Below are 22,897 nucleotides of genomic sequence, written 5' to 3' on the forward strand. Positions count from 1 at the left end.
TTTACTGTTTATTTATACAGTTAACCGCATGCGGGGGCAAGAGGGCGGAGCAAAAATATCAGTCTTTCAGCGACCAGTTCAGGGTTTCACCGGCCAGGAAGGGGATCACGGATTCATTGCCCAGGGCGATCTCTTCCGGTTGGGTGGTTGGCACGCGCTGCAGCTCGATGAAGTCTTCGTTGAGCGGCAGACCATAGAAGCGTGGACCGTTGAGCGAGCAGAAGGCTTCAAAGTGCTCCAACGCGCCGAGTTGTTCGAACACGGCAGCGTAAGCCGGGATGGCATTCGGCGCGTTGAAGCAGCCGGCGCAGCCACAGCTGGATTCTTTGCGGTGCTTGAGATGCGGCGCGGAGTCGGTGCCGAGGAAGAAACGATCCGAACCGCTGGCGACCGCCTGACGCAGCGCTTCCTGGTGGACATTGCGCTTGAGGATCGGCAGGCAGAACAGGTGTGGGCGAATGCCGCCCACCAGCATGTGGTTGCGGTTGAACATCAGGTGCTGTGGCGTGATGGTGGCGCCGAGGAAACGATTGCCTGCCTGCACATATTGCGCCGCTTCTTTGGTGGTGATGTGCTCGAAAACGATCTTCAGCTCCGGGAACTGGCGGCGGATAGGTTCCATGACCTGTTCGATAAAGCGCGCCTCGCGGTCGAAAATATCGACGGCAGGATCGGTCACTTCGCCGTGGATCAGCAGCGGCATGCCGATTTTTTGCATCTGTTCGAACAGCGGGTAAATGCCGGTCACGTCGCTGACGCCGTGGCTGGAGTTGGTCGTAGCGTTGGCCGGATACAGCTTGGCGGCGGTAAACACCCCTTGCTCGAAGCCGTTGACCAGTTCACTGGCGGCCAGGGAGTTGGTCAGGTAGCAGGTCATCAGCGGAGTGAAGTTGTGGCCCTGCGGGACCGCCGCCAGAATGCGATCGCGGTAGGCGCGCGCGGCGGCCACGGTCGTTACGGGGGGAACCAGGTTCGGCATCACGATCGCCCGGCCAAATACCTGGCTGGTATAGGGCACCACCGTTTTCAGCATCTCGTCGTCACGCAGGTGGATATGCCAGTCGTCTGGGCGGCGGATTTTCAGAACTTGAGGTTGTGCGGTCATCTAGCTAGGCTCCGGCGGTCAAATACGTCTAATGAAAAGCGAATAATGGGTTTATTCACGCCGGGGTGTAAGGATAAGCGGAAAGTGCCTGAGATGCATCTGTTTGTTGGCGACAAGTTGAAATCAATAGGGCGGCGGGCGCATAGTGGCAGAGATTTCAACGATGCCGACGCCAATACCGTCGACCTTCATCAAGTGGAAAGGGAGAAAGCAATGGAAGTACGCGTTATCGCCACCCTGCAAGCGAAAGCGGGATTTGAAGCCGCCGTCAGCGAAGCGGTGCACGATATTATCGAGCCGAGCCGCCAGGAGTTGGGCAACCTGCAGTATGATTTGCATCGCGATCTGGAAAAACCGGGTGTCTTCGTGTTCTTTGAGCGTTGGGCCAGCAGTGAAGCGCTGGATAAGCATAATGAGACGGCGCATTTTCAGCAGTTCGTCAGCCGGCTTGACGGCAAGTTGGATGTTTTGGACATCAAGAAACTGAAAAAGATAGCCTGAGCCTTTTTACCGGCAAGAAAAAACCCGCCGATGGCGGGTTTTTTTTAGGGTTGCAGATTAACTCATTCGTTAACCGGCTGCGGCTTAGTGGCCGGCGCGGTCGCCTGGCTCACCGCCGAATGGCCGCCTGCGGAGCCTTTGCCTTCAAAGTTGAAGGAAGGGCGCTGCCAATCGCTGTGCTTGCGTTCTTCCGGCACGTAGGCCGGCGCAGGCGCTTTGGTCATCGGCGCAGTGGCGATGTGTTTGTACAGCACGTCCTGCACGGCTTTTACCGGTGCCGGCTGCTGAGCAACCACAGGCGCAGGTTCCGCGGCGATTGGCGCTGGGGCTTTTTCGACCGGAGCGGCTTCTACGGCGGCTGCCGCAGGTGCGGCTTCTACCACTGGCGTTTCTTCCGCTGGCGTGGCTTCTACCGGTGCAGTTTCGACCACAGGCTTCTCTTCCACCAGCTTGGCTTCAACCACAGGCTCTGCAGTTACGGCTTCAGCTACCGGCTCGGCTTCCACTGCCGGGGCAGTCTCTTCCGCTTTCGGCTCTTCAACTGCGGCAGGTGCCGGTGCGGCTTCCACCGATGCCGGGGTTTCCTCGGCCGGGGTGGCAACGACCGGTGCCACGGCTGCCGCTTCTTCCGTTACGGTGACGGCTGCAGTTTCAACGGCGGCTTCTGGTGCCGGCTCGTTGACGCTGGCCGCAGCCTGAGTTTCTTCCACGGCAACGCTGTGTTGTTCAACCGCTGCGGCGACAACCGGTGCCGCTGCCTGTTCTACGACTTCGGCCTGCACTTCGGTTTCTTCAACCTGAGCAACCGGGTAGCTTACCCAGACTTTGCCCGACGCCATTTCCGGCGAAGCGAATGCGCCTGCCAGCGGCATTGGGGATTGCAGCGGGTAACGCTCATCACGGTAACGGCGGCGGCGCTGGCCGCTGACGCGCAGGTGACGCGGTGAACGACGGGAGCGACGCGGCATGCCTTCGCCGTTGCCGCGGTTTTCGCCCTGGGCATCGTCTTCCGGCTGAGCGGCAACGGTTTCCGGCAGCAGCTTGACGCTGTCGTCGGCAGTCGGCTGCGCGTCGGCGGCTTTCGCTACCGGCGCTTTCGGCGCCAGCAGTTCTTCCGCTGCACGCTGCAGTTCTTCTTCCGCAGACAGGATGCGCACTTTCTGCGACAGAGGGCGGCGCTGACGGCGTTGCATGTTCTGCTGCTGGCGTTCTTCCTGCTCTTCGTCGGTGCTCTCGATCGCGTCAACGCTTTCCAGCGCTTTCACTTCCTGCTGAGCCTGGCGCTTCTCTTCCTGACGACGACGCTGGCGTTCAGCACGTTGCTCACGACGCTGCTGCTGATCTTCGCGCGGCGCTTTAGCGCTTTCTTCCGAGGCGGTTTCCTCAGCGACCGGTGCGTTCTGCTGCTGGTTGCGGCGGTTACGGCGCTGTTCATCACGGGATTCACGCGATTCACGGCCTTCACGGTTCTCACGCGGTTCACGGTTGTCGCGCTCGCGATTGTCACGGCCTTCACCGCGCTCTTTACGCTCGCCGCGTTCCGGACGATCGGCACGCTCACCGCGCTCTTTACGGCCGGTGCCTTGACGGCGTTGACCGCGACGATCCTGACGACGGTTTTCACCGTTGCCTTCCGCCTTCGGCGTTTCGGCCGGTTTGGCTTCTTCGACGGCAGGTTGTTCTTCACCGGCGAACAGGCTCTTCAAACCCCCGAACAGGCGGCCCAGGAAGCCCGGCTTGGCGGCGACCGGCGCTGTGGCTTGAGCCTTGGCGGCGGCAGCGGCAGGCTTGGCCACGGCGACAGCTTCTTCAGCCGGCGGCGGCGCATCGGCGGACAGGGAGAAGGAAGCCAGGGCCGGTTGCTCCGGACGCTTGCGTTCCATCGGCGCATCTTCCAGCGGGCGCTCCATGTCTTCTTCATGCAGCTTCGGCAGCAGGTAGCTCAGGGTAGAGGTTTCTTCACCTTTACGCACACGCAGCACCGAGTAGTGCGGGGTTTGCATCTGATCGTTCGGCACGATGACGGCTTTCACGCCGCCCTGGCGTTTTTCGATCGCGCTGACGGATTCGCGCTTTTCGTTCAGCAGGTACGAAGCGACCTGAACCGGCACGATAGCGTGAACTTCTTTGGTGTTTTCCTTCAGCGCTTCTTCTTCGATCAGGCGCAGGATGGACAGCGCCAGCGATTCGTTGTCGCGGATGGTGCCGGTGCCGTTACAGCGTGGGCACACGTGGTGGCTGGACTCGCCCAGCGACGGGCTGAGGCGCTGACGAGACATTTCCAGCAGGCCGAAACGGGAAATGCGGCCGATCTGGATGCGCGCACGGTCCTGGCGCACGGCGTCGCGCAGGCGGTTTTCCACTTCGCGCTGGTGGCGAACCGGCGTCATGTCGATGAAGTCGATGACGATCAGGCCGCCAAGGTCACGCAGGCGCAGCTGGCGAGCGATCTCGTCCGCCGCTTCCAGGTTGGTGTTGAACGCCGTCTCTTCGATGTCGCCGCCGCGGGTTGCGCGGGCGGAGTTGATGTCGATGGCGGTCAGCGCTTCGGTGCTGTCGATGACGATCGAACCGCCGGACGGCAGGCGCACTTCACGCTGGAAGGCGGATTCGATCTGCGATTCGATCTGGTAGTGGCTGAACAGAGGGATTTCACCGCTGTACAGTTTAATTTTGCTGCTGAAATCCGGGCGGCCCAGCGCAGCGATGTGCTCTTTGGCCAGATCGAGAATTTTCGGGTTGTCGATCAGGATTTCGCCGATGTCCGGGCGCAGGTAATCGCGGAAGGCGCGCACGATAACGTTGCTTTCCTGGTGGATCAGGAACGGCGCAGGGCGGCCCTCGGCGGCTTTTTTAATCGCTTCCCAGTGCTTGAGACGGAAGGAGAGATCCCACTGCAGCGCGTCGGCGGATTTGCCTACGCCCGCGGTGCGAACGATCAGGCCCATGCCGTCCGGCAGTTGCAACGAGGAGAGCGCTTCTTTCAGCTCGGTGCGATCGTCGCCCTCGATGCGGCGGGAAATACCGCCGGCACGCGGGTTGTTCGGCATCAGCACCAGATAGCTGCCCGCGAGGCTGATGAAGGTGGTCAAGGCGGCGCCTTTGTTGCCACGTTCTTCTTTGTCTACCTGAACGATGACTTCCTGGCCTTCGCGCAGCACATCTTTGATGTTCGGGCGGCCATGGGAAGAGTAATTGCTAGGGAAGTATTCGCGGGCGATTTCTTTAAGGGGGAGGAAACCATGTCGTTCTGCGCCGTAGTCCACGAACGCTGCTTCAAGACTTGGTTCAATGCGGGTGATTTTGCCTTTGTAAATATTCGCTTTTTTCTGCTCATGACCCGGACTTTCGATATCCAAATCATACAGCCGCTGTCCATCTACGAGGGCAACACGCAACTCTTCCTGCTGAGTTGCGTTAATCAACATTCTTTTCATCTTAACTTACTCGTTATTTTTACATTATCGACAAAGCTGCGGGCAAAATAACCTCATGGCCGGAGTTAAACCGAAAGCCCCGTGTCTTCTCGCAAAGCCGTCAACCTCACGGTTGTCGCCTGCATAGGGGCGCATTATCTCGGTAAGCCTGCTTTTCTTTGTGAAAGACAGCACTTTTACTAGGGGAATAGCCTCTGAATTACGTCGACAGATCTGATTCCATTTGCCGGCCAAGCTGCAACCCGCAGCCCGCTAATTGTTTGATTTCGCATTACGTCTTACGCCATTGCTGCGTTTTTGCGCGATCAGACAAATTTTATAATCCCACCGTTTTCCCTGTTTAACGGGAATCAACGCGGAAAGTAACTGCATTATTCCACTGCTGATGCCGTTATAGCAAGGTGACTTTTCCTTAACTGCGGAAGAAATCGCAAACGTTCAAATCGGCTTGCTGCCTTATTGTCCGCTGGGGTTTCGCCCGCCGTTAGAGAGACAGTTAAGCACAGAAAAAGATGTGGCGCTATTCACGCGCTCTATTTAGAATCCCGCACCATGAAAACGAACAATCCAGCAGTACAATTCATCACGATATCCGACGACGAAGCCGGTCAGAGAATCGACAACTTTCTGCTCGCTCGCCTGAAAGGCGTGCCGAAGAGCATGATTTATCGCATCGTGCGTAAGGGCGAGGTGCGGGTCAATAAAGGACGCATCAAGGTCGAATACAAATTGGCGGCCGGCGACGTGGTGCGCGTGCCGCCGGTGCGGGTGGCCGAACGCGAAGAGACGCCGGTGTCCGCCAAGCTGGATAAGGTAGCCGCACTGGCAGACTGCATCCTTTATGAAGACGACCACCTCCTGATCCTCAACAAGCCCTCCGGCACCGCGGTGCATGGCGGCAGCGGCCTGAGCTTCGGCGTGATCGAAGGGTTGCGCGCGCTGCGCCCGGAAGCCCGTTTCCTCGAGCTGGTGCACCGTCTGGATCGCGACACCTCCGGCGTGCTGTTGGTGGCCAAGAAGCGCTCCGCGCTGCGCTCGCTGCACGAACAGCTGCGGCTGAAGGGGATGCAGAAGGATTATCTGGCGCTGGTGCGCGGCCAGTGGCAATCCCACTGCAAGGCCGTACAGGCGCCGCTGCTGAAAAACATTCTGCAAAGCGGTGAGCGCATCGTGCGCGTCAGCAGCGAAGGCAAGCCTTCGGAAACCCGCTTCAAGGTGGAAGAGCGTTACGAATTCGCCACCCTGGTGAAGGCCAGCCCGATCACCGGGCGCACTCACCAGATCCGCGTGCACACGCTGCATGCCGGGCATCCGATCGCCTTTGACGATCGCTATGGCGACCGCGAGTTCGATCGCCAGCTGGCGGGTACCGGCCTGAAGCGGCTGTTCCTGCACGCTGCGGCGCTGCGCTTCGAGCATCCCTCCACCGGCGAAACGATGCGCATCGAAGCGCCGATGGACGAAGAGCTGCGCCACTGCCTGCAGGTGCTGCGCCGGCAGGCGGCCAAGTAATCCGCGTCAGACCAGCGGGTTGATGCCCTCAGCCCGCAACATCTCCAACAGCGCGATCAACGGCAGGCCGATCAGGGCGTTCGGGTCCCGGCCTTCCAGCCTGTCAAACAGCGCGATCCCCAATCCCTCACTCTTGAAACTGCCTGCGCAGTTCAGCGGTTGCTCCAGACGCACATAGGCGGCGATCTCCGTTTCGCTCAGCGCGCGAAAATGCACGTGGAACGGCTCGCACAGGGCCTGCAGCTGTTTGCTGCGGCCGTTGTACAGCGCCAGGCCGGTATAAAAAGTCACGGCCTGGCCGGCGGCCAGGCGCAGCTGCGCCCGGGCGTTCTCCTCGGTGTGGGGCTTGCCGGTGATGTTGCCATCGATCACGCAGACCTGATCGGAGCCGATGATCAGATGTTCGGGATAGGCGAGGGCCAGCGCCTGCGCCTTCGCTGCTGCCAGGCGCAGCACCAGCGCTTCGGCGGTTTCGCCCGGCAGTGGGGTTTCATCCACCTCGGGTGCGGCACAGTCGAAGGGCAGCTGCAGCTTCTCCAGCAGCATTTTTCGATAGGGGGAGGTGGAGGCTAAAAGCAATCTCTGCATAATTTTTTTCGCAAACCGTAGCGTAAATGGGTACGGCATTTTAAACTGTCGGCCGCTGTGGAAGCGAATATTGGTGAAAGGAGCCGTTTTACGGCCTTTTTCTTTGACTCTATGTCGTTACAAAGTTAATATGCGCGCCCTATGCAAAAGGTAAAATTACCCTTGACCATTGATGCGGTACGTACCGCTCAGAAACGCCTGGACTATGCTGGTGTCTATGCGCCTGAGCAGGTTACTCGTGTTGCCGACTCCGTGGTCAGTGTGGACAGTGATGTCGAGGTGTCGTTGTCGTTCAATATCGACAATCAGCGCCTCGCGGTGATAACAGGGCATGCGGACGTCACGGTAACGTTGATGTGCCAACGCTGTGGAGTCCCGTTCGAACATCAGGTTCACACAACATATTGTTTTAGCCCGGTCGTCAATGATGAGCAGGCTGAGGCATTACCGGAAGCGTACGAACCGATCGAAGTTGACGAGTTTGGCGAAGTCGATCTGTTGGCAATGATTGAAGACGAAATTATTCTTTCACTGCCTGTCGTTCCGGTACATGAATCTGAACACTGTGAAGTGTCCGAAGCGGACATGGTATTCGGCCAACTGCCTCCCGAGGCGGAGAAACCGAATCCGTTTGCCGTATTAGCCAGTTTAAAGCGTAAGTAATTGAGGAGTAAGGTCCATGGCCGTACAACAGAATAAACCAACCCGTTCCAAGCGTGGCATGCGTCGTTCTCACGATGCTCTGACCACGACTACTCTGTCTGTAGACAAAGTATCCGGTGAAACTCACCGTCGTCACCACATCACTGCCGACGGTTTCTACCGCGGTCGCAAGGTTATCGGCTAAGTAGCGATACCTTGACTCGTCTAACCCTGGCGTTAGATGCAATGGGCGGGGACTTCGGTCCCTGCGTCACAGTGCCTGCTTCGTTGCAGGCACTGGCCTCTAATTTACAGCTTCATCTCCTGCTGGTCGGCAATCCCGACGTCATCTCCCCTTTGCTTGCCCACGCCGATCCGGTTCTTCTGGAGCGTCTGCAAGTCGTGCCCGCCGAGTCCGTGATCGCCGGCGACGCCAAACCTTCACAAGCGATACGCGCCAGCCGCGGCACGTCGATGCGCATTGCGCTCGAGCAGCTCAGCAGCGGAAACGCGCAAGGCTGCGTCAGCGCCGGCAATACCGGTGCGCTGATGGGATTGGCGAAGCTGTTGGTCAAGCCGCTGGAGGGCATCGAACGCCCGGCGCTGATGACGGCGATCCCGAATCAGCAACGCAGTAAAACCGTGGTGCTGGATCTGGGCGCCAACGTTGAGTGCGACAGTACCATGCTGGTGCAGTTTGCCGTGATGGGTGCGGTGATGGCGGAAGAGGTGATCGGCATTGCGCAACCGCGGGTGGCGCTGCTGAATATTGGCGAAGAAGAGACCAAAGGCCTGGATAATATCCGCGAAGCGGCCGCTGTGCTAAAAAATACTCCGGCAATCAACTATATTGGTTACCTGGAAGGAAACGAACTGCTCACCGGCAAGACCGACGTGTTGGTTTGCGATGGCTTCGTGGGCAACGTCACCCTGAAAACCATGGAAGGGGTGGTCAGGGTGTTCTTATCGCTGCTGAAATCGTCCGGCGACGGAAACAAGCAAGCGTGGTGGCTGAAATTGTTGGGCCGTTGGTTGCAAAAACGGGTGGTTAAGCGGTTCGGCCACCTGAACCCCGACCAGTATAATGGCGCATGTCTGTTAGGATTGCGCAGCACCGTAGTCAAGAGCCACGGCGCTGCGAACCCTCACGCGTTTGCAGTCGCAATCGAACAGGCTGTGCAGGCGGTGCAGCGGCAAGTCCCGGAAAGGATTGCTGCGCGCCTTGAGGCTGTATTACCTAAGAGTGACTGATCGTACATGTATACAAAGATTCTCGGTACGGGGAGTTATTTGCCCGTACAAGTGCGCACCAATGCTGATTTGGAAAAAATGGTGGATACCTCTGACGAGTGGATCGTCACGCGTACCGGTATCCGCGAACGTCGCATCGCCGCTGCGGATGAAACCGTTGCGACGATGAGCTTCCAGGCCGCTGAGAAAGCGCTGGAAATGGCAGGTGTGGCTAAAGAAGACATTGGGCTGATCGTCGTGGCGACCACCACGACCACTCACGCGTTCCCGAGCGCGGCGTGCCTGGTGCAGCAAATGTTGGGCATCAAAGACTGCGCGGCGTTCGATCTGGCTGCGGCCTGCGCCGGCTTTACTTACGCGCTCAGCGTGGCCGATCAGTACGTGAAAAACGGTGCGGTCAAACATGCGCTGGTTATCGGCGCGGACGTCTTGTCGCGCACGCTGGATCCTGAAGATCGCGGCACCATCATTCTGTTTGGCGATGGCGCAGGGGCGGTGGTGCTGGGGGCTTCTGAAGCGCCGGGCATTCTGTCTACCCATCTGCATGCCGACGGCAGCTACGGCAACCTGCTGACGCTGCCGTACAAGGATCGTCAGAATCAAGACAAGCCGGCCTATGTCACCATGGCGGGCAACGAAGTCTTCAAGGTTGCGGTTACCGAGCTGGCGCGCATCGTCGATGAGACGTTGCAGGCCAACAATATGGACCGCAGCGAGCTGGATTGGCTGGTACCGCACCAGGCCAACCTGCGCATCATCAGCGCAACGGCGAAAAAACTGGGCATGGGAATGGACAAAGTGGTGGTGACGCTCGATCGTCACGGCAACACCTCTGCCGCCTCGGTGCCTTCCGCACTGGACGAAGCCGTGCGCGACGGGCGAATTCAGCGTGGCCAACTGGTGCTGCTGGAGGCCTTCGGCGGCGGCTTTACCTGGGGCTCGGCGCTGGTTCGTTTCTGATTTGGACAGGAAGAAAAAATGACGCAATTTGCTTTTGTTTTCCCGGGCCAGGGGTCACAGACCGTTGGCATGCTGGCCGAATTGGCCGCACAGTTCCCGATCGTTGAAGAAACCTTCGGCGAGGCCTCTTCCGCCCTGGGTTACGACCTGTGGCAGCTGGTGCAGCAAGGCCCGGCGGAAGAACTGAACAAAACCTGGCAGACCCAACCGGCTCTGCTGGCCGCCTCGGTGGCGATTTTCCGCGTTTGGCAGCAGCAGGGCGGTAAAGCGCCTGCGCTGATGGCGGGTCACAGCCTGGGCGAATACTCGGCGCTGGTCTGCGCCGGCGTGCTGGACTTCAAGGCGGCGATCCGTCTGGTCGAGCTGCGCGGCAAGCTGATGCAGGAAGCGGTGCCGGAAGGCACCGGCGCGATGTATGCCATCATCGGTCTGGACAACGACGCGATCGCCAAAGCGTGTGAAGAGTCTGCGCAAGGGCAGGTGGTTTCTCCGGTCAACTTCAACTCGCCGGGCCAGGTGGTCATCGCCGGCAACAAAGAAGCGGTTGAGCGCGCAGGCGCCGCCTGCAAAGCCGCCGGCGCCAAACGTGCGCTGCCGTTGCCGGTGAGCGTGCCTTCGCACTGCGCGCTGATGAAGCCGGCCGCCGACAAGCTGGCCGTGGCGCTGCAGGACATCACCTTCAACGCGCCGCAGGTGCCGGTGGTGAACAACGTCGACGTGCGCACCGAAAACGATCCGGAAGCGATTCGCAGCGCGCTGGTGCGTCAGCTGTACAGCCCGGTACGTTGGACCGAGAGCGTAGAATTTATCGCAGCACAGGGAGTGACGTCGCTGCTGGAAGTGGGGCCGGGCAAAGTGCTGACCGGCCTGACTAAACGTATTGTTGACACCCTGACGGCTGCGGCGGTGAACGACACCGCCAGCCTGTCGGCGGCGCTTGAACAATAAAGAGGAAAATGATGAGCTTCGAAGGTAAAATCGTTCTGGTCACCGGCGCGAGCCGCGGTATTGGCCGAGCTATTGCAGAAACGTTTGTGGCACGCGGCGCCAAAGTGATCGGCACCGCGACCAGCGAGAGCGGCGCTGAAGCGATCAGCAGCTACCTGGGCGCAAACGGCAAAGGGTTTATGTTGAACGTTGTTGATGCGCAATCTATCGACAGCGTGCTGGCATCGATTCGCGCCGAATTTGGCGAAATCGACATTTTAGTGAATAATGCCGGCATCACGCGTGATAACCTGCTGATGCGTATGAAGGATGACGAGTGGGAGGATATCCTCGACACCAACCTGACTTCCGTATTCCGCCTGTCAAAAGCGGTAATGCGCGCTATGATGAAAAAGCGGTTTGGCCGTATCATCACCATCGGTTCCGTTGTCGGCACCATGGGGAACGCAGGGCAGGCGAATTACGCGGCGGCTAAAGCCGGTCTGATTGGTTTTAGCAAATCTTTGGCACGTGAAGTTGCTTCGCGTGGCATTACGGTCAACGTCGTGGCACCTGGCTTTATTGAGACGGACATGACACGGGCGTTGACAGATGATCAACGCGCAGGCATTTTGTCATCAGTTCCAGCCAACCGGCTGGGCGATGCTAAAGAAATCGCCAGCGCTGTTGCATTTTTGGCCTCTGATGAGGCCGGCTATATCACCGGTGAAACGTTACATGTCAATGGCGGCATGTACATGATTTAAAAAATGTGAAAACCATTTGCGTTATTTGAGGCAAAAACCGCAAAATAGCGTAAAATCGTGGTTTGACCAGCCGGGATTTAGTTGCATCTTTTTCAGCATTTTATACACTACGAAAACCATCGCGAAAGCGAGTTTTGATAGGAAATTTAAGAGTATGAGCACTATCGAAGAACGCGTTAAGAAAATCATTGTTGAGCAACTGGGTGTTAAACAGGAAGAAGTTTTGAACAACGCTTCTTTCGTTGAAGATCTGGGCGCTGATTCTCTTGACACCGTTGAGCTGGTAATGGCACTGGAAGAAGAATTCGACACCGAGATTCCAGACGAAGAAGCTGAGAAGATCACTACTGTTCAGGCAGCTATTGATTTCATCAACGCTAGCCAGCAGTAAGAGAACATATCTAGGCGGTCGTTCGACCGCCTAAGTTTTTTCTATCCCTAGTGTCATATTTTTCCCTCCCTGGAGGACAAACGTGTCTAAGCGTCGAGTAGTTGTGACCGGACTGGGCATGTTGTCTCCTGTCGGCAATACGGTAGAGTCCACGTGGAACGCTCTTCTTGCCGGTCAGAGTGGCATCAGCCTGATCGATCATTTCGATACCACTGCCTATGCGACCAAGTTTGCTGGCCTGGTAAAGAATTTTAATTCTGAGGATTTCATCTCTCGCAAAGATGCGCGCAAGATGGACGCCTTTATCCAGTACGGTATCGCTGCCGGCATGCAAGCCATGCAGGATGCAGGTCTGGACATCACCGAGGCTAACGCCAGCCGCATTGGAGCCGCGATCGGTTCCGGCATCGGCGGCCTGGGTTTGATCGAAGAAAACCACAGTTCACTGGTTAACGGTGGCCCACGGAAAATCAGTCCGTTCTTCGTGCCATCCACCATCGTGAATATGATTGCAGGCCACCTGACAATCATGTACGGCATGCGTGGCCCAAGCATTTCCATTGCCACCGCCTGTACTTCAGGTGTGCACAACATCGGCCATGCGGCGCGTATCATTGCTTACAATGATGCTGACGTGATGCTGGCCGGTGGGGCAGAGAAAGCCAGCACCCCATTGGGCGTCGGTGGCTTTGGCGCAGCGCGCGCCCTGTCCACCCGTAATGACAACCCGCAGGCGGCGAGCCGTCCGTGGGATAAAGACCGTGACGGCTTCGTGCTGGGCGACGGCGCCGGCATGATGGTGCTGGAAGAGTACGAGCACGCGAAAAAACGCGGCGCGAAAATCTACGCCGAAGTGGTGGGCTTTGGGATGAGCAGCGATGCTTATCACATGACGTCACCGCCGGAAAACGGCGCGGGCGCTGCGCTGGCGATGGAAAATGCCCTGCTTGACGCCGGTGTGACCCCGTCACAAATCGGCTACATCAATGCGCATGGCACCTCTACGCCGGCGGGTGACCAGGCGGAAGCGCAGGCGGTGAAATCCGTCTTCGGCGCCGATGCCCACAGCGTGCTGGTGAGCTCGACCAAATCGATGACTGGCCACCTGTTGGGTGCGGCAGGCGCGATCGAGTCTATCTTCACCGTGCTGGCGCTGCGCGATCAGGCGGTACCGCCAACCATCAACCTGGATAACCCGGATGAAGGTTGCGATCTGGACTTCGTGCCTCACGAAGCGCGCCAGGTCAGCGATATGGAGTTCACCCTGTGTAACTCCTTCGGCTTCGGCGGCACCAACGGCTCGCTGATCTTCCGCCGAGTGTAACTCGCGCTGCGGATAGCTGACGAAAAGCCCGGTTTTTTAACCGGGCTTTTTTACGCCTGCCGTTTGGCCGCTGGCGGAGCTGCGTATCGTCTCGCCGCCTGCTATCCTGCGAGCGTAATGAAATAACCCGGCAACAGGAGGAAGCATGTACTGGATTAACGGACAGCGCCACGATGCGCTGGCGCCGAGCGATCGTGGCCTGCAGTTCGGCGATGGCTGCTTTACTACCGCCCGGGTTATCGACGGTAAAATCGAGCTGCTGCCCTGGCATCTGGAGCGGTTGCAGCAAGCGGCGCAGCGGCTGATGCTGCCTGCCACCGATTGGCTGGCTTTCGAGCGGGAGATGGCGCTGGCGGCCGAATCAATTCCGCTCGGCGTGGTCAAAGCGATACTGACGCGCGGCAGCGGCGGGCGGGGTTACAGCCCGACGGGGTGCGAAAATCCGACGCGTATCGTCGCCCGCAGCAGCTACCCAGCGCACTATTTGCAGTGGCGCGAGCAGGGCATCGCGCTTGCGCTCAGCCCGGTGGCGCTGGCGCGCAATCCGTTGCTGGCGGGGTTGAAGCATTTGAACCGCCTGGAGCAGGTGCTAATCCGCGCGCATCTTGACCAGACGGCCGCCGACGAGGCGCTGGTGCTTGACACTGCCGGTATGCTGGTGGAATGCTGTGCGGCTAATTTGTTCTGGCGTAAGGGAAACGCGGTATTTACCCCGGATCTGAGCCAGGCCGGCGTCGCGGGCCTGATGCGGCGGCGGGTGATCGCGCTGCTGGCGGGCTCGGAATACCGTCTGCACTGCGTCAGTGAACCGCCGGAGACGCTGGCCGATGCCGACGAAGTGCTGGTGAGCAATGCGCTGATGCCGCTGCTGCCGGTAAACGCTGCGCAATCATGGCGTTATGCTTCGCGCCAGCTGTATGATTTTTTGCGTCCACACTGTTAACCATGGCTGATTGATGAAGAAAAGAAAGCTGAAGGTCCTGTCTGTTATTGTTGTTCTGGTATTGGCGCTGCTGTTTTGGGGCTACCAGAAGATCGAACGCTTTGCCGATACGCCGCTGGCTATCCAGCAAGAAACCATCTTCAAACTGCCGGCCGGCACCGGCCGGGTAGCGCTGGAAGGGCTACTGGTACGCGATAAACTGGTACGCAACGGGCGCTGGTTCCAGTGGCTGCTGAAGCTGGAGCCGGAGTTGGCGGAGTTTAAAGCCGGTACCTACCGGTTCACGCCGGGCATGACGGTGCGCCAGATGCTGAAACTGTTGGCCAGCGGTAAAGAGGCGCAGTTCACCGCACGCTTTATCGAAGGCTCACGCCTGCGTGACTGGCAGCAGGTGCTGCAGCAGTCCAAATACCTGAAACACACCCTGGCGGGCAAGAGTGAGGCGGAGATTGCCGCAGCGCTCGGCATTCCTGCGGGAGAAACGCCGGAAGGGCATTTGTACCCGGATACCTATCAGTATACCGCCGGCATGAGCGACATCGCGCTGCTCAAACGCGCACACGTGCGCATGAACAAAGCGCTGCAGGCCGCCTGGGCCGGCCGCGACACCAGCCTGCCGTATAAAACGCCGGAAGACCTGCTGACCATGGCCTCGATCGTCGAGAAAGAGACCGCAGTGCCGGAAGAGCGCAGCAAGGTAGCGTCGGTGTTCGTCAACCGCTTGCGCATCGGCATGCGTCTGCAGACCGATCCGACGGTGATCTACGGCATGGGCGAAAGCTATAATGGCAACATCACGCGCAAGGATCTGGAGACGCCGACGCCGTACAACACCTATGTGATCGCCGGCCTGCCGCCAACGCCGATCGCCATGCCGGGTGAGGCCTCGCTGCAGGCGGCTGCCAATCCGGCCAAAACGCCTTATCTCTATTTTGTCGCCGACGGCAAGGGTGGGCATACCTTCACCACCAATCTGGCGAGCCATAACCAGGCGGTGCGCGTGTACCGTCAGGCGTTAAAGGAAAAGAATGAAAAGTAAATTCGTTGTTATCGAAGGGCTGGAAGGCGCGGGTAAAACCACCGCGCGCGATACGGTGGTCAATGTGCTGCGCGAACACGGCGTCAGCGACATCGTCTTCACCCGCGAGCCGGGCGGCACGCCGCTGGCGGAGAAGCTGCGCGATCTGTTCAAGCGCGGCATCGACGGCGAATTGCCGACCATCAAGGCCGAAGTATTGATGCTGTACGCCGCGCGCGTGCAGCTGGTGGAAACCGTGATCAAACCGGCCCTGGCGCGCGGCGCCTGGGTGGTGGGCGATCGCCACGATCTCTCTTCACAGGCTTACCAGGGCGGCGGCCGCGGCGTGGATCCGCAGCTGATGAGCTCGCTGCGCGACACCGTGCTGGGGGATTTTCGCCCGGATTTGACGGTGTATCTCGATCTGCCGCCGTTGGTCGGCCTGCAACGCGCACAGGCGCGCGGTCAGTTGGATCGTATCGAACAGGAGGCGCTGCCGTTCTTCGAGCGCACCCGCGCTCGCTATCTCGAGCTGGCGGCGCAGGATAAAACCATCGTCACCGTCGACGCCGCCCAGCCGCTGGAGCTGGTGACCGCGGCGATCCGCTGCTGCCTCGGCCACTGGCTGCGGCAGCAGGAAGGCGCATAATGAACTGGTACCCGTGGCTGAACGGCCCTTATCGCCAGCTGGTTGGGCAGTACGCCGACGGCCGCGGCCATCATGCGCTGCTGCTGCACGCGGCAACGGGCAACGGTGACGACGCGCTGGCCTACGGCCTGAGCCGCTGGTTGATCTGCCAGCAGCGCAACGGTGAAAAAAGCTGCGGCGAGTGCCACAGCTGCCGGCTGATGCTGGCGGGCAACCACCCGGATTATCACGTGCTGGCGCCGGAAAAGGGCAAGAGCAGCCTGGGCATTGAGCCGATCCGTCAGGTGATTGAAACGCTGTACGCCCACGCGCAGCAGGGCGGCGCTAAAGTGATTTGGCTGCCGCAGGCGGAACAGCTGACCGAGGCGGCGGCCAACGCGCTGCTTAAAACGCTGGAAGAGCCGCCGGAGAAAACCTATTTTCTGCTGGGTTGCCGTGAGCCGTCGCGCCTGATGGCTACGCTGCGCAGCCGCTGCCTGTACTGGCATTTGGCGAGCCCGGATGAGCAGCTCAGCCTGCAGTGGCTGGGCCGACAGGCGGCCGGCTCTCAGACGGACCGCCTCACGGCGCTGCGCCTTCACGACGGTGCGCCGCTGGCCGCCGAACAGCTGTTGCAGCCGCAGCAGTGGCAACAGCGCAGCACCCTGTGCGCCGCGTTGAGCGCCGCGCTGCCGCAGCGCGATATGCTGTCGCTGCTGCCGGTGTTGAATCATGAAGACGTCGCCGAGCGCCTGCACTGGCTGTGCGCGCTGCTGGTGGACGCGATGAAGTGGCAGCAGGGCGCGCATCAGTATGTATTGAATCAGGATCAGCAGCCGCTGGTGCATCAGCTGGCCAGCCTGCTGAGCAGCGCCTCGCTGCAGCAGATCGTGCAGCAGTGGCTGAACTGCCGCCATCAGCTGCTCAGCGTGGTGGGCGTCAATCGTGAGCTGCTGCTGACCGAACAGTTACTTCGCTGGGAACAGATGCTCGGCGCCGCCGGCTATTCCCACCCTCATTCGCTGTAAAGTAAAAGAGTTAAACATTATGTTGTTAGTCGATTCTCATTGCCACCTTGACAGTCTGGATTATCAAACGCTGCACCAGAATGTGGACGATGCGCTGGCCAAGGCCAAAGCGTGCGACGTCGGCTATGTGCTGGCGGTCGCTACCACGCTGCCGGGCTACCGTTCCATGACCGAGCTGATCGGTGAGCGCAACGACGTGGCCTTCTCCTGTGGGGTGCATCCGCTCAATCTGGAAGAGGGGTATGATTACGCCGAGCTGCGCCGCCTGGCGGCGGCGGAACAGGTGGTAGCGCTGGGAGAAACCGGGCTCGATTACTTCTACCAGAAAGACAATCTTGAGCTGCAGCAGGACTCTTTCCGCGAACATATCCGCATCGGCCGGGATCTGAACAAGCCGGTGATCGTCCACACCCGCGATGCGCGCGCGGATACGCTGGCGATCCTGCGTGAAGAGAACGCACAGGACTGCGGCGGCGTACTCCACTGCTTCACTGAAGATCTGGCCACGGCCGAAGCTCTGCTGGATCTGGGCTTTTACATCTCCTTCTCGGGCATCGTGACCTTCCGCAACGCTGAACAGCTGCGTGAGGTGGCCCGCTATGTGCCGCTGGATCGCATTCTGGTGGAAACCGATTCGCCTTACCTGGCGCCGGTGCCGCATCGTGGCAAAGAAAACCAACCCGCCTATGTGCGCGATGTGGCTGAATACATGGCGGTATTGAAGGGCGTCAGCCTGGAGCAACTGGCCGAAGCCACCACCGCCAACTTTTCACGTTTATTTCACCTCGAACTGTGATCTTTGACCTAGGCTATAGCTGTAGGTCATTGTCTGCGTAATTTTTTTTAAGCTCGTAATTAATCACTGAAACGGGTAAGGTTCCCTCCCGTTTCAGGGTGATTGATGCATGTTTTTTGGTCAGTTTTGCCAAAAAACAGCCGGTTTATGCAAAGTTACCGCGGCTCGATCATCGAAACGTGATTGTCATCAAACATTGCGCAGGCTATTTATTTTACTCTGCGTAATAAATTCAAGGGGTGCTCAGACACCCTGAATTGCAGGGGTTTTTCTCCCCCCCTTGCAGCGCGAATTATCGCGACAAGAAGTAGCAAAGCATTATTACTCAGGAGCACACTCAACTATGTTCAAGAACGCATTTGCAAACCTGCAAAAAGTAGGTAAATCGCTCATGCTGCCGGTGTCCGTGTTGCCTATCGCAGGTATCCTGCTGGGCGTCGGCTCCGCCAACTTTAGCTGGCTACCTGCGGTAGTCTCCCACGTGATGGCGGAAGCGGGCGGTTCGGTCTTCGCCAACATGCCGCTGATTTTCGCCATCGGCGTCGCCCTGGGCTTCACCAACAACGACGGCGTTTCTGCGCTGGCGGCGGTGGTGGCCTACGGCATCATGGTGAAAACCATGGCGGTGGTTGCGCCGCTGGTGCTGCACCTGCCGGCTGAAGAGATTGCGGCCAAGCACCTGGCGGATACCGGTGTGCTCGGGGGGATTATCTCCGGTGCCATCGCGGCCTATATGTTCAACCGCTTCTTCCGCATTCAACTGCCGGAATACCTGGGCTTCTTTGCCGGTAAGCGTTTCGTGCCGATCATTTCCGGTCTGGCGGCGATCGTTCTGGGCGTAGTGCTGTCCTTCATCTGGCCGCCGATCGGTACGGCTATCCAGACCTTCTCGCAGTGGGCGGCTTATCAGAACCCGGTCGTGGCCTTCGGCATTTACGGCGTGGTTGAGCGTGCTCTGGTGCCGTTCGGTCTGCACCACATCTGGAACGTACCGTTCCAAATGCAAATTGGTGAATTCACCAACGCGGCGGGCCAGGTATTCCACGGCGACATCCCTCGCTACATGGCGGGTGACCCAACCGCGGGCAAACTGTCCGGCGGCTTCCTGTTCAAAATGTACGGTCTGCCTGCTGCGGCCATCGCCATCTGGCACTCGGCCAAGCCGGAAAACCGCGCGAAAGTCGGCGGCATCATGATCTCCGCCGCGTTGACCTCGTTCCTGACCGGTATCACCGAGCCGATCGAGTTCTCCTTCATGTTCGTCGCGCCGATCCTGTACGTGATCCACGCTATCCTGGCCGGCCTGGCGTTCCCAATCTGCATCCTGTTGGGCATGCGTGACGGCACCAGCTTCTCGCACGGCCTGATCGACTTTATCGTACTGAGCGGCAACAGCAGCAAAATCTGGCTGTTCCCGATCGTCGGCATCGTCTACGGTCTGGTGTACTACACCATCTTCCGCGTGCTGATCGCCAAGCTGGATCTGAAAACCCCGGGCCGTGAAGACACCGCTGCCGAGCAGACTGCGCAGGGCGGTTCCGAAATGTCCGCGGCGCTGGTTCAGGCCTTCGGCGGTAAAGAAAACATCACTAACCTGGATGCTTGCATCACCCGTCTGCGCGTCAGCGTGGCCGACGTGTCCAAAGTTGACCAGGCGGGCCTGAAGAAACTGGGCGCAGCGGGCGTAGTCGTCGCTGGCTCCGGCGTGCAGGCCATCTTCGGCACCAAGTCCGACAACCTGAAAACCGATATGGACGAATACATCCGTAATCACTGATTCAGGCAGGGGAGTTACCAAGGGAGGCGAAAGCCTCCCTTTTTTTGCAAGGTCCAAAGTAGAACGAACCCGCGCCAGAGCAGGTCTGTAATGGATGAGATCGAATTATTGTGCAAAACTGCGCGGGATTTCGCCGTTAAACCGACTTAAGATTGTTGCGTTGACGTGTAGTCCCAACAACATAGGTCTAATGTCTATACCTATAACAAGGATTTTGTAAGAAGGACTCTTCGAGTGAAAAAATACTCCTATCCGTTTCTCTTCGCTGCGACCATATCATTTCTAATTGTTGTTTTTCTATTCATCGTATGGAAGCGAGAAATTTATCAAATCACTTTTCTCCGTGTTTCAACGAATCGCTGCATGGTTGTTTCTGCGATGGTGTTTTCCCTATTTATTTCATTGTATTTTATAAATAAAGGTGCTGTTAAAAGCAATAAGTACATTGATTATCTAAAGTTTTATGGTGGCGCTTGCGTTTCTTTGTTATTTATTTTTTTGATTCCAATAATCACAATTACGTATCTGGTGCCAGGCGAAACGTCCAGTTATACGGTCCACTATTCTTACGCATCAGGAAGTTACAAAAGCTGTTCTGGTGCAGATGTTGATGATCCTGATTTAGGGACCAATATCAGGATATGTTACCCCGGTGGTAACTATGAATCTGACAGGGTGATTTTTGTTCAGAAAAGGAGTAATGCCTTGGGAGCTGTGGTTTTGCATGCAACTACATCTCCTTGAAATATCAAAATGAGGAAGAGTGATCATATCCGCATACTGGAAGGGATGAACAATAAGATAAAAGTGGTGAAGCGAATGGCCTATGGTTTTCGGGATAACGCTTACTTCTTCCTGAAAATCAAAGCAGCATTTCCCGGTAAAGCGCGATGAACCTTTTCTATCAGGCACCAAGCCGCTGTTCGAGTTCGGCGAGAGAAGAGAGGAACCAGACCTGTTCGCCGCGGTTGGCTTCACGCACGAAATCTTGCAGCGCGTTGCTTTGCGCCGGCCGGGGGGGGTGATATCGCCCAGCAGCGCCACGCGCAGGCGGTAGTTGATGAATTTCTGCGATATGGCGCGGCCGCCATGCCGCTTCTGAGTTGGAAGAAGGCGGCGTCGAGGCGGTGACGGGGAGGGCAATCATCCCGGCATCGTGTTCAAAGGCGGGCGCGATAAACAGGCTGACGTCGTTTTCGTCTTTCAACAGCGGCCCGGCTTCGGCGAAAACCACCAGGCGCAGATCATGGATTTGCCGCACGGCGTAGCTCATCGGCGCTCCGGGAGTCAGGGTTTGGCGTGCTTTTGCAGGTAATGCTCAAACACCGCCAGCGTTTCGTCCGAGATATGGTGCTCAATCCCTTCGCTGTCCAGCTCGGCAGTTTCGCTCGGCACCCCGACGCACATCAGCAGATCGACCACGATGCGGTGACGGCGGCGCACCTTCTGCGCCAGCTGCTCGCCTTCTTCCGTTAAAAACACCCCGCGATAAGGGCGCGATTCCACCAGCCCAGCGCTTTTCAGCCGCGCGATATTTTTGATCGCCGTCGGGTGAGACACGCCGAAGCGGCGCGCGATGTCGGTGGTTCTGGCTTCGCGGGTGCTTTGCAGCAAATCGGCGATCAGCTCAACGTAATCTTCGATCAGCGCATTGGACTGCGCTTCGCGGGCGCGGCTAAAACGCAGGGCGTGCTCGGCCTCGTCCGGCATGTCGGTCTGGGCGTGGCGGTCGGCGTTATCTGGCGCGCGGGTAACCATAGCGTGGGGCGTCCTGTAAGCATAAAAATGGCATCTCCCGGCAATGCGGGGAGGGTTGCCCTAAGTTAGTCCAAATAGCACACATTATCAATTCGATGCCACGCATTGTGGTAGTTAGAAATATCTCTACACAAAGCCAATGAATTTCGCCTGTTGCATAAAGTGTAGCCGATGCTACATTGTCAGCATGATAGGTGGAAAAATAACCAGTGAAAGATTGAGGGTACTTCATGCGTGATGCGGCAACCACTCCATCGTTAACCGAACGGACCAACATTGCGATTGGCGCCGCCCTTGCCGGACGCAAGCGCGGTGCCTTTACGCCGTTGCTGTTCGCCGGCCCGGCGGTGATTGCCTCTATTGCCTATATGGATCCCGGCAACTTCGCCACCAACATTCAGGCCGGGGCGAAATACGGCTACAGCCTGCTGTGGGTGGTGGTGATGGCCAACCTGATCGCCATGTTGTTCCAGGCGCTGTCGGCCAAGCTGGGCATCGTCACCAATCGCAATCTGGCGGAGATGTGCCGCGACCAGTTTTCACGGCCGGTAGTGATCGGCATGTGGCTGCTCAGCGAAGTGGCGGCGATGGCCACCGATCTGGCGGAGTTTCTCGGCGGGGCGATCGCGCTGGCGCTGCTGTTCCATATGCCGCTGCTGGCAGGGATGGGGGTGACGGCGGTGATCACCTATGCGCTGTTGATGGTGGAAAAAAAAGGTTTCCGCCCGGTCGAGCTGATGATCGGTGGTCTGGTGGGCATCATCGCGCTGTGTTACCTGGTGGAGATGTTCATCGTACCGGTGGACTGGCAGGCGGCCGGGATCGGCATGGTGACGCCGCAGCTGCCGGACGCGCAGGCGCTGACCATCGCCGTTGGCATTATCGGCGCCACCGTGATGCCGCACGCCATTTTCCTGCATTCGGGGCTGACCCAGCACCGCAGCCCGGCCAGCGATAACGGCGAACGGCGCAAGCTGCTGCGTTTCTCCAATATTGAGGTGGTGATCGCGCTGGCGCTCGCCGGGCTGGTGAATATCGCGATGGTCATCATGGCCTCGAGCGCCTTCCACGCCGGTAACAGCGACGTGGCCGAAATTGGCACTGCCTACCATACGCTGACGCCGCTGTTCGGTGCAGCGGCCGCCGGCATCTTCCTCGCTTCGCTGATCGCCTCCGGCATTTCCAGCTCGGTGGTGGGCACCATGGCCGGGCAAATGATCATGCAGGGCTTCGTTGGCTTCCGCATTCCGGTGTGGGTGCGCCGCCTGGTCACCATGGTGCCGGCGTTTATCGTGGTGGCGATGGGCGTCAACGCCACCGACGCGCTGGTCTACAGCCAGGTGGTGCTGAGCCTGGCGCTGCCGGCGCCGATGATCGCGCTGGTGATGTTCACTCGCCGCCGCGACATCATGGGCGAGTTCGCCAACGGCCGTTGGACCAGCCTGGCGGCGATAGTCGGTACGGTGGTGATCGTGCTGCTCAACGTGGTGCTGCTGTTGCAGACCTTCGGCGTCGAGATCCCTGGGCTGGGGTGATCTTATGGG

23 protein-coding genes and 1 pseudogene are annotated in these 22,897 nt (G+C 58.6%); 19 read left to right on the forward strand and 5 right to left on the reverse strand.

The window, feature by feature from the left end; all coding sequences use genetic code 11:
- Positions 1-58: 58 nt before the first annotated feature.
- Positions 59-1,105 (reverse strand): dihydroorotase, encoded by a 1,047-nt coding sequence (gene pyrC / locus C3F38_RS11880; RefSeq protein WP_038875502.1) that lies wholly within the window; start codon positions 1,103-1,105, stop codon positions 59-61.
- Positions 1,106-1,318: 213 nt separating this feature from the next.
- On the opposite strand from pyrC, the gene C3F38_RS11885 reads away from it, so the two are divergent.
- Positions 1,319-1,606 carry a putative quinol monooxygenase gene (locus tag C3F38_RS11885; RefSeq protein ID WP_015377446.1) on the forward strand — a complete coding sequence of 96 codons (288 nt, stop codon included), beginning with the start codon at positions 1,319-1,321 and terminating at the stop codon, positions 1,604-1,606.
- 62 nt (positions 1,607-1,668) lie between these two features.
- Here the strand turns inward: C3F38_RS11885 and rne are convergent, their stop codons facing one another.
- Positions 1,669-5,043, reverse strand: a complete 3,375-nt coding sequence (gene rne / locus C3F38_RS11890; protein ID WP_071934106.1) for a ribonuclease E — start codon at positions 5,041-5,043, stop codon at positions 1,669-1,671.
- Between the two features lie 552 nt (positions 5,044-5,595).
- Between rne and rluC the strand changes: the two genes are divergently transcribed.
- Complete coding sequence (rluC, locus tag C3F38_RS11895) at positions 5,596-6,555, forward strand: 23S rRNA pseudouridine(955/2504/2580) synthase RluC (protein ID WP_038875510.1); 960 nt, start codon at positions 5,596-5,598, stop codon at positions 6,553-6,555.
- Positions 6,556-6,561: 6 nt separating this feature from the next.
- Here the strand turns inward: rluC and C3F38_RS11900 are convergent, their stop codons facing one another.
- Positions 6,562-7,143: a nucleoside triphosphate pyrophosphatase gene (locus C3F38_RS11900; RefSeq protein WP_055317322.1), complete on the reverse strand. Its 582-nt coding sequence runs from the start codon at positions 7,141-7,143 to the stop codon at positions 6,562-6,564.
- Between the two features lie 141 nt (positions 7,144-7,284).
- Here C3F38_RS11900 and yceD point away from each other — a divergent pair, with 141 nt between their 5' ends.
- The 16 genes and pseudogenes from yceD to C3F38_RS11980 form a co-directional block, all read left to right on the forward strand.
- A complete protein-coding gene (gene yceD / locus C3F38_RS11905; protein ID WP_004927780.1) occupies positions 7,285-7,806 on the forward strand; it encodes a 23S rRNA accumulation protein YceD in 522 nt (173 codons plus the stop codon).
- Positions 7,807-7,822: 16 nt separating this feature from the next.
- A complete protein-coding gene (gene rpmF, locus C3F38_RS11910) occupies positions 7,823-7,990 on the forward strand; it encodes a 50S ribosomal protein L32 (protein ID WP_004927778.1) in 168 nt (55 codons plus the stop codon).
- An 11-nt stretch (positions 7,991-8,001) separates the two neighbouring features.
- The gene (plsX, locus tag C3F38_RS11915) at positions 8,002-9,036 is read left to right on the forward strand and encodes a phosphate acyltransferase PlsX (RefSeq protein WP_071845251.1); all 1,035 of its coding nucleotides are present in this window, start codon (positions 8,002-8,004) and stop codon (positions 9,034-9,036) included.
- Positions 9,037-9,042: 6 nt separating this feature from the next.
- Complete coding sequence (locus tag C3F38_RS11920) at positions 9,043-9,996, forward strand: beta-ketoacyl-ACP synthase III (protein WP_025302411.1); 954 nt, start codon at positions 9,043-9,045, stop codon at positions 9,994-9,996.
- Positions 9,997-10,014: 18 nt separating this feature from the next.
- The gene (gene fabD / locus C3F38_RS11925) at positions 10,015-10,944 is read left to right on the forward strand and encodes an ACP S-malonyltransferase (protein WP_015377451.1); all 930 of its coding nucleotides are present in this window, start codon (positions 10,015-10,017) and stop codon (positions 10,942-10,944) included.
- A gap of 11 nt (positions 10,945-10,955) precedes the next feature.
- Positions 10,956-11,690, forward strand: a complete 735-nt coding sequence (gene fabG / locus C3F38_RS11930) for a 3-oxoacyl-ACP reductase FabG (protein WP_016928193.1) — start codon at positions 10,956-10,958, stop codon at positions 11,688-11,690.
- A 154-nt stretch (positions 11,691-11,844) separates the two neighbouring features.
- Positions 11,845-12,081, forward strand: coding sequence for an acyl carrier protein (gene acpP / locus C3F38_RS11935; protein ID WP_004719003.1), 237 nt, complete (start codon positions 11,845-11,847; stop codon positions 12,079-12,081).
- Positions 12,082-12,163: 82 nt separating this feature from the next.
- Positions 12,164-13,405 (forward strand): beta-ketoacyl-ACP synthase II, encoded by a 1,242-nt coding sequence (gene fabF, locus C3F38_RS11940; protein ID WP_038875521.1) that lies wholly within the window; start codon positions 12,164-12,166, stop codon positions 13,403-13,405.
- 145 nt (positions 13,406-13,550) lie between these two features.
- Positions 13,551-14,348 (forward strand): aminodeoxychorismate lyase, encoded by a 798-nt coding sequence (gene pabC / locus C3F38_RS11945; protein WP_055317129.1) that lies wholly within the window; start codon positions 13,551-13,553, stop codon positions 14,346-14,348.
- A 13-nt stretch (positions 14,349-14,361) separates the two neighbouring features.
- On the forward strand, positions 14,362-15,387 hold the full coding sequence (gene mltG, locus C3F38_RS11950) for an endolytic transglycosylase MltG (protein WP_047727793.1): 1,026 nt from the start codon (positions 14,362-14,364) through the stop codon (positions 15,385-15,387).
- Positions 15,377-16,015, forward strand: coding sequence for a dTMP kinase (gene tmk, locus C3F38_RS11955; protein WP_038875525.1), 639 nt, complete (start codon positions 15,377-15,379; stop codon positions 16,013-16,015). Before mltG ends, tmk begins: the two co-directional genes overlap by 11 nt.
- Positions 16,015-17,022 (forward strand): DNA polymerase III subunit delta', encoded by a 1,008-nt coding sequence (gene holB / locus C3F38_RS11960; RefSeq protein WP_038875527.1) that lies wholly within the window; start codon positions 16,015-16,017, stop codon positions 17,020-17,022. The genes tmk and holB overlap by 1 nt, the downstream gene beginning before the upstream one ends.
- A 19-nt stretch (positions 17,023-17,041) precedes the next feature.
- Positions 17,042-17,818 carry a metal-dependent hydrolase gene (locus C3F38_RS11965; RefSeq protein WP_055317130.1) on the forward strand — a complete coding sequence of 259 codons (777 nt, stop codon included), beginning with the start codon at positions 17,042-17,044 and terminating at the stop codon, positions 17,816-17,818.
- A 343-nt stretch (positions 17,819-18,161) separates the two neighbouring features.
- Entirely contained in the window at positions 18,162-19,595 is a 1,434-nt protein-coding gene (ptsG, locus tag C3F38_RS11970) for a PTS glucose transporter subunit IIBC (RefSeq protein ID WP_016928184.1), read from the forward strand.
- Positions 19,596-19,829: 234 nt separating this feature from the next.
- The gene (locus C3F38_RS11975) at positions 19,830-20,339 is read left to right on the forward strand and encodes a hypothetical protein (protein ID WP_071934105.1); all 510 of its coding nucleotides are present in this window, start codon (positions 19,830-19,832) and stop codon (positions 20,337-20,339) included.
- Between the two features lie 24 nt (positions 20,340-20,363).
- Positions 20,364-20,489 (forward strand): annotated as a pseudogene (locus C3F38_RS11980) (transposase); the annotation flags it as partial.
- Positions 20,490-20,499: 10 nt separating this feature from the next.
- Here the strand turns inward: C3F38_RS11980 and C3F38_RS11985 are convergent.
- Together C3F38_RS11985 and mntR are read right to left on the reverse strand one after the other, a co-directional pair.
- Positions 20,500-20,868, reverse strand: coding sequence for a DUF4180 domain-containing protein (locus C3F38_RS11985; protein WP_233211727.1), 369 nt, complete (start codon positions 20,866-20,868; stop codon positions 20,500-20,502).
- Between the two features lie 14 nt (positions 20,869-20,882).
- Positions 20,883-21,353, reverse strand: coding sequence for a manganese-binding transcriptional regulator MntR (gene mntR, locus C3F38_RS11990; RefSeq protein WP_038875534.1), 471 nt, complete (start codon positions 21,351-21,353; stop codon positions 20,883-20,885).
- A gap of 230 nt (positions 21,354-21,583) precedes the next feature.
- On the opposite strand from mntR, the gene C3F38_RS11995 reads away from it, so the two are divergent.
- Entirely contained in the window at positions 21,584-22,888 is a 1,305-nt protein-coding gene (locus C3F38_RS11995) for an Nramp family divalent metal transporter (RefSeq protein WP_038875537.1), read from the forward strand.
- Positions 22,889-22,897 lie beyond the last annotated feature (9 nt).

The sequence above is a fragment of the Serratia sp. SSNIH1 genome, from assembly GCF_002935055.1.
GTDB lineage: Bacteria > Pseudomonadota > Gammaproteobacteria > Enterobacterales > Enterobacteriaceae > Serratia > Serratia nevei.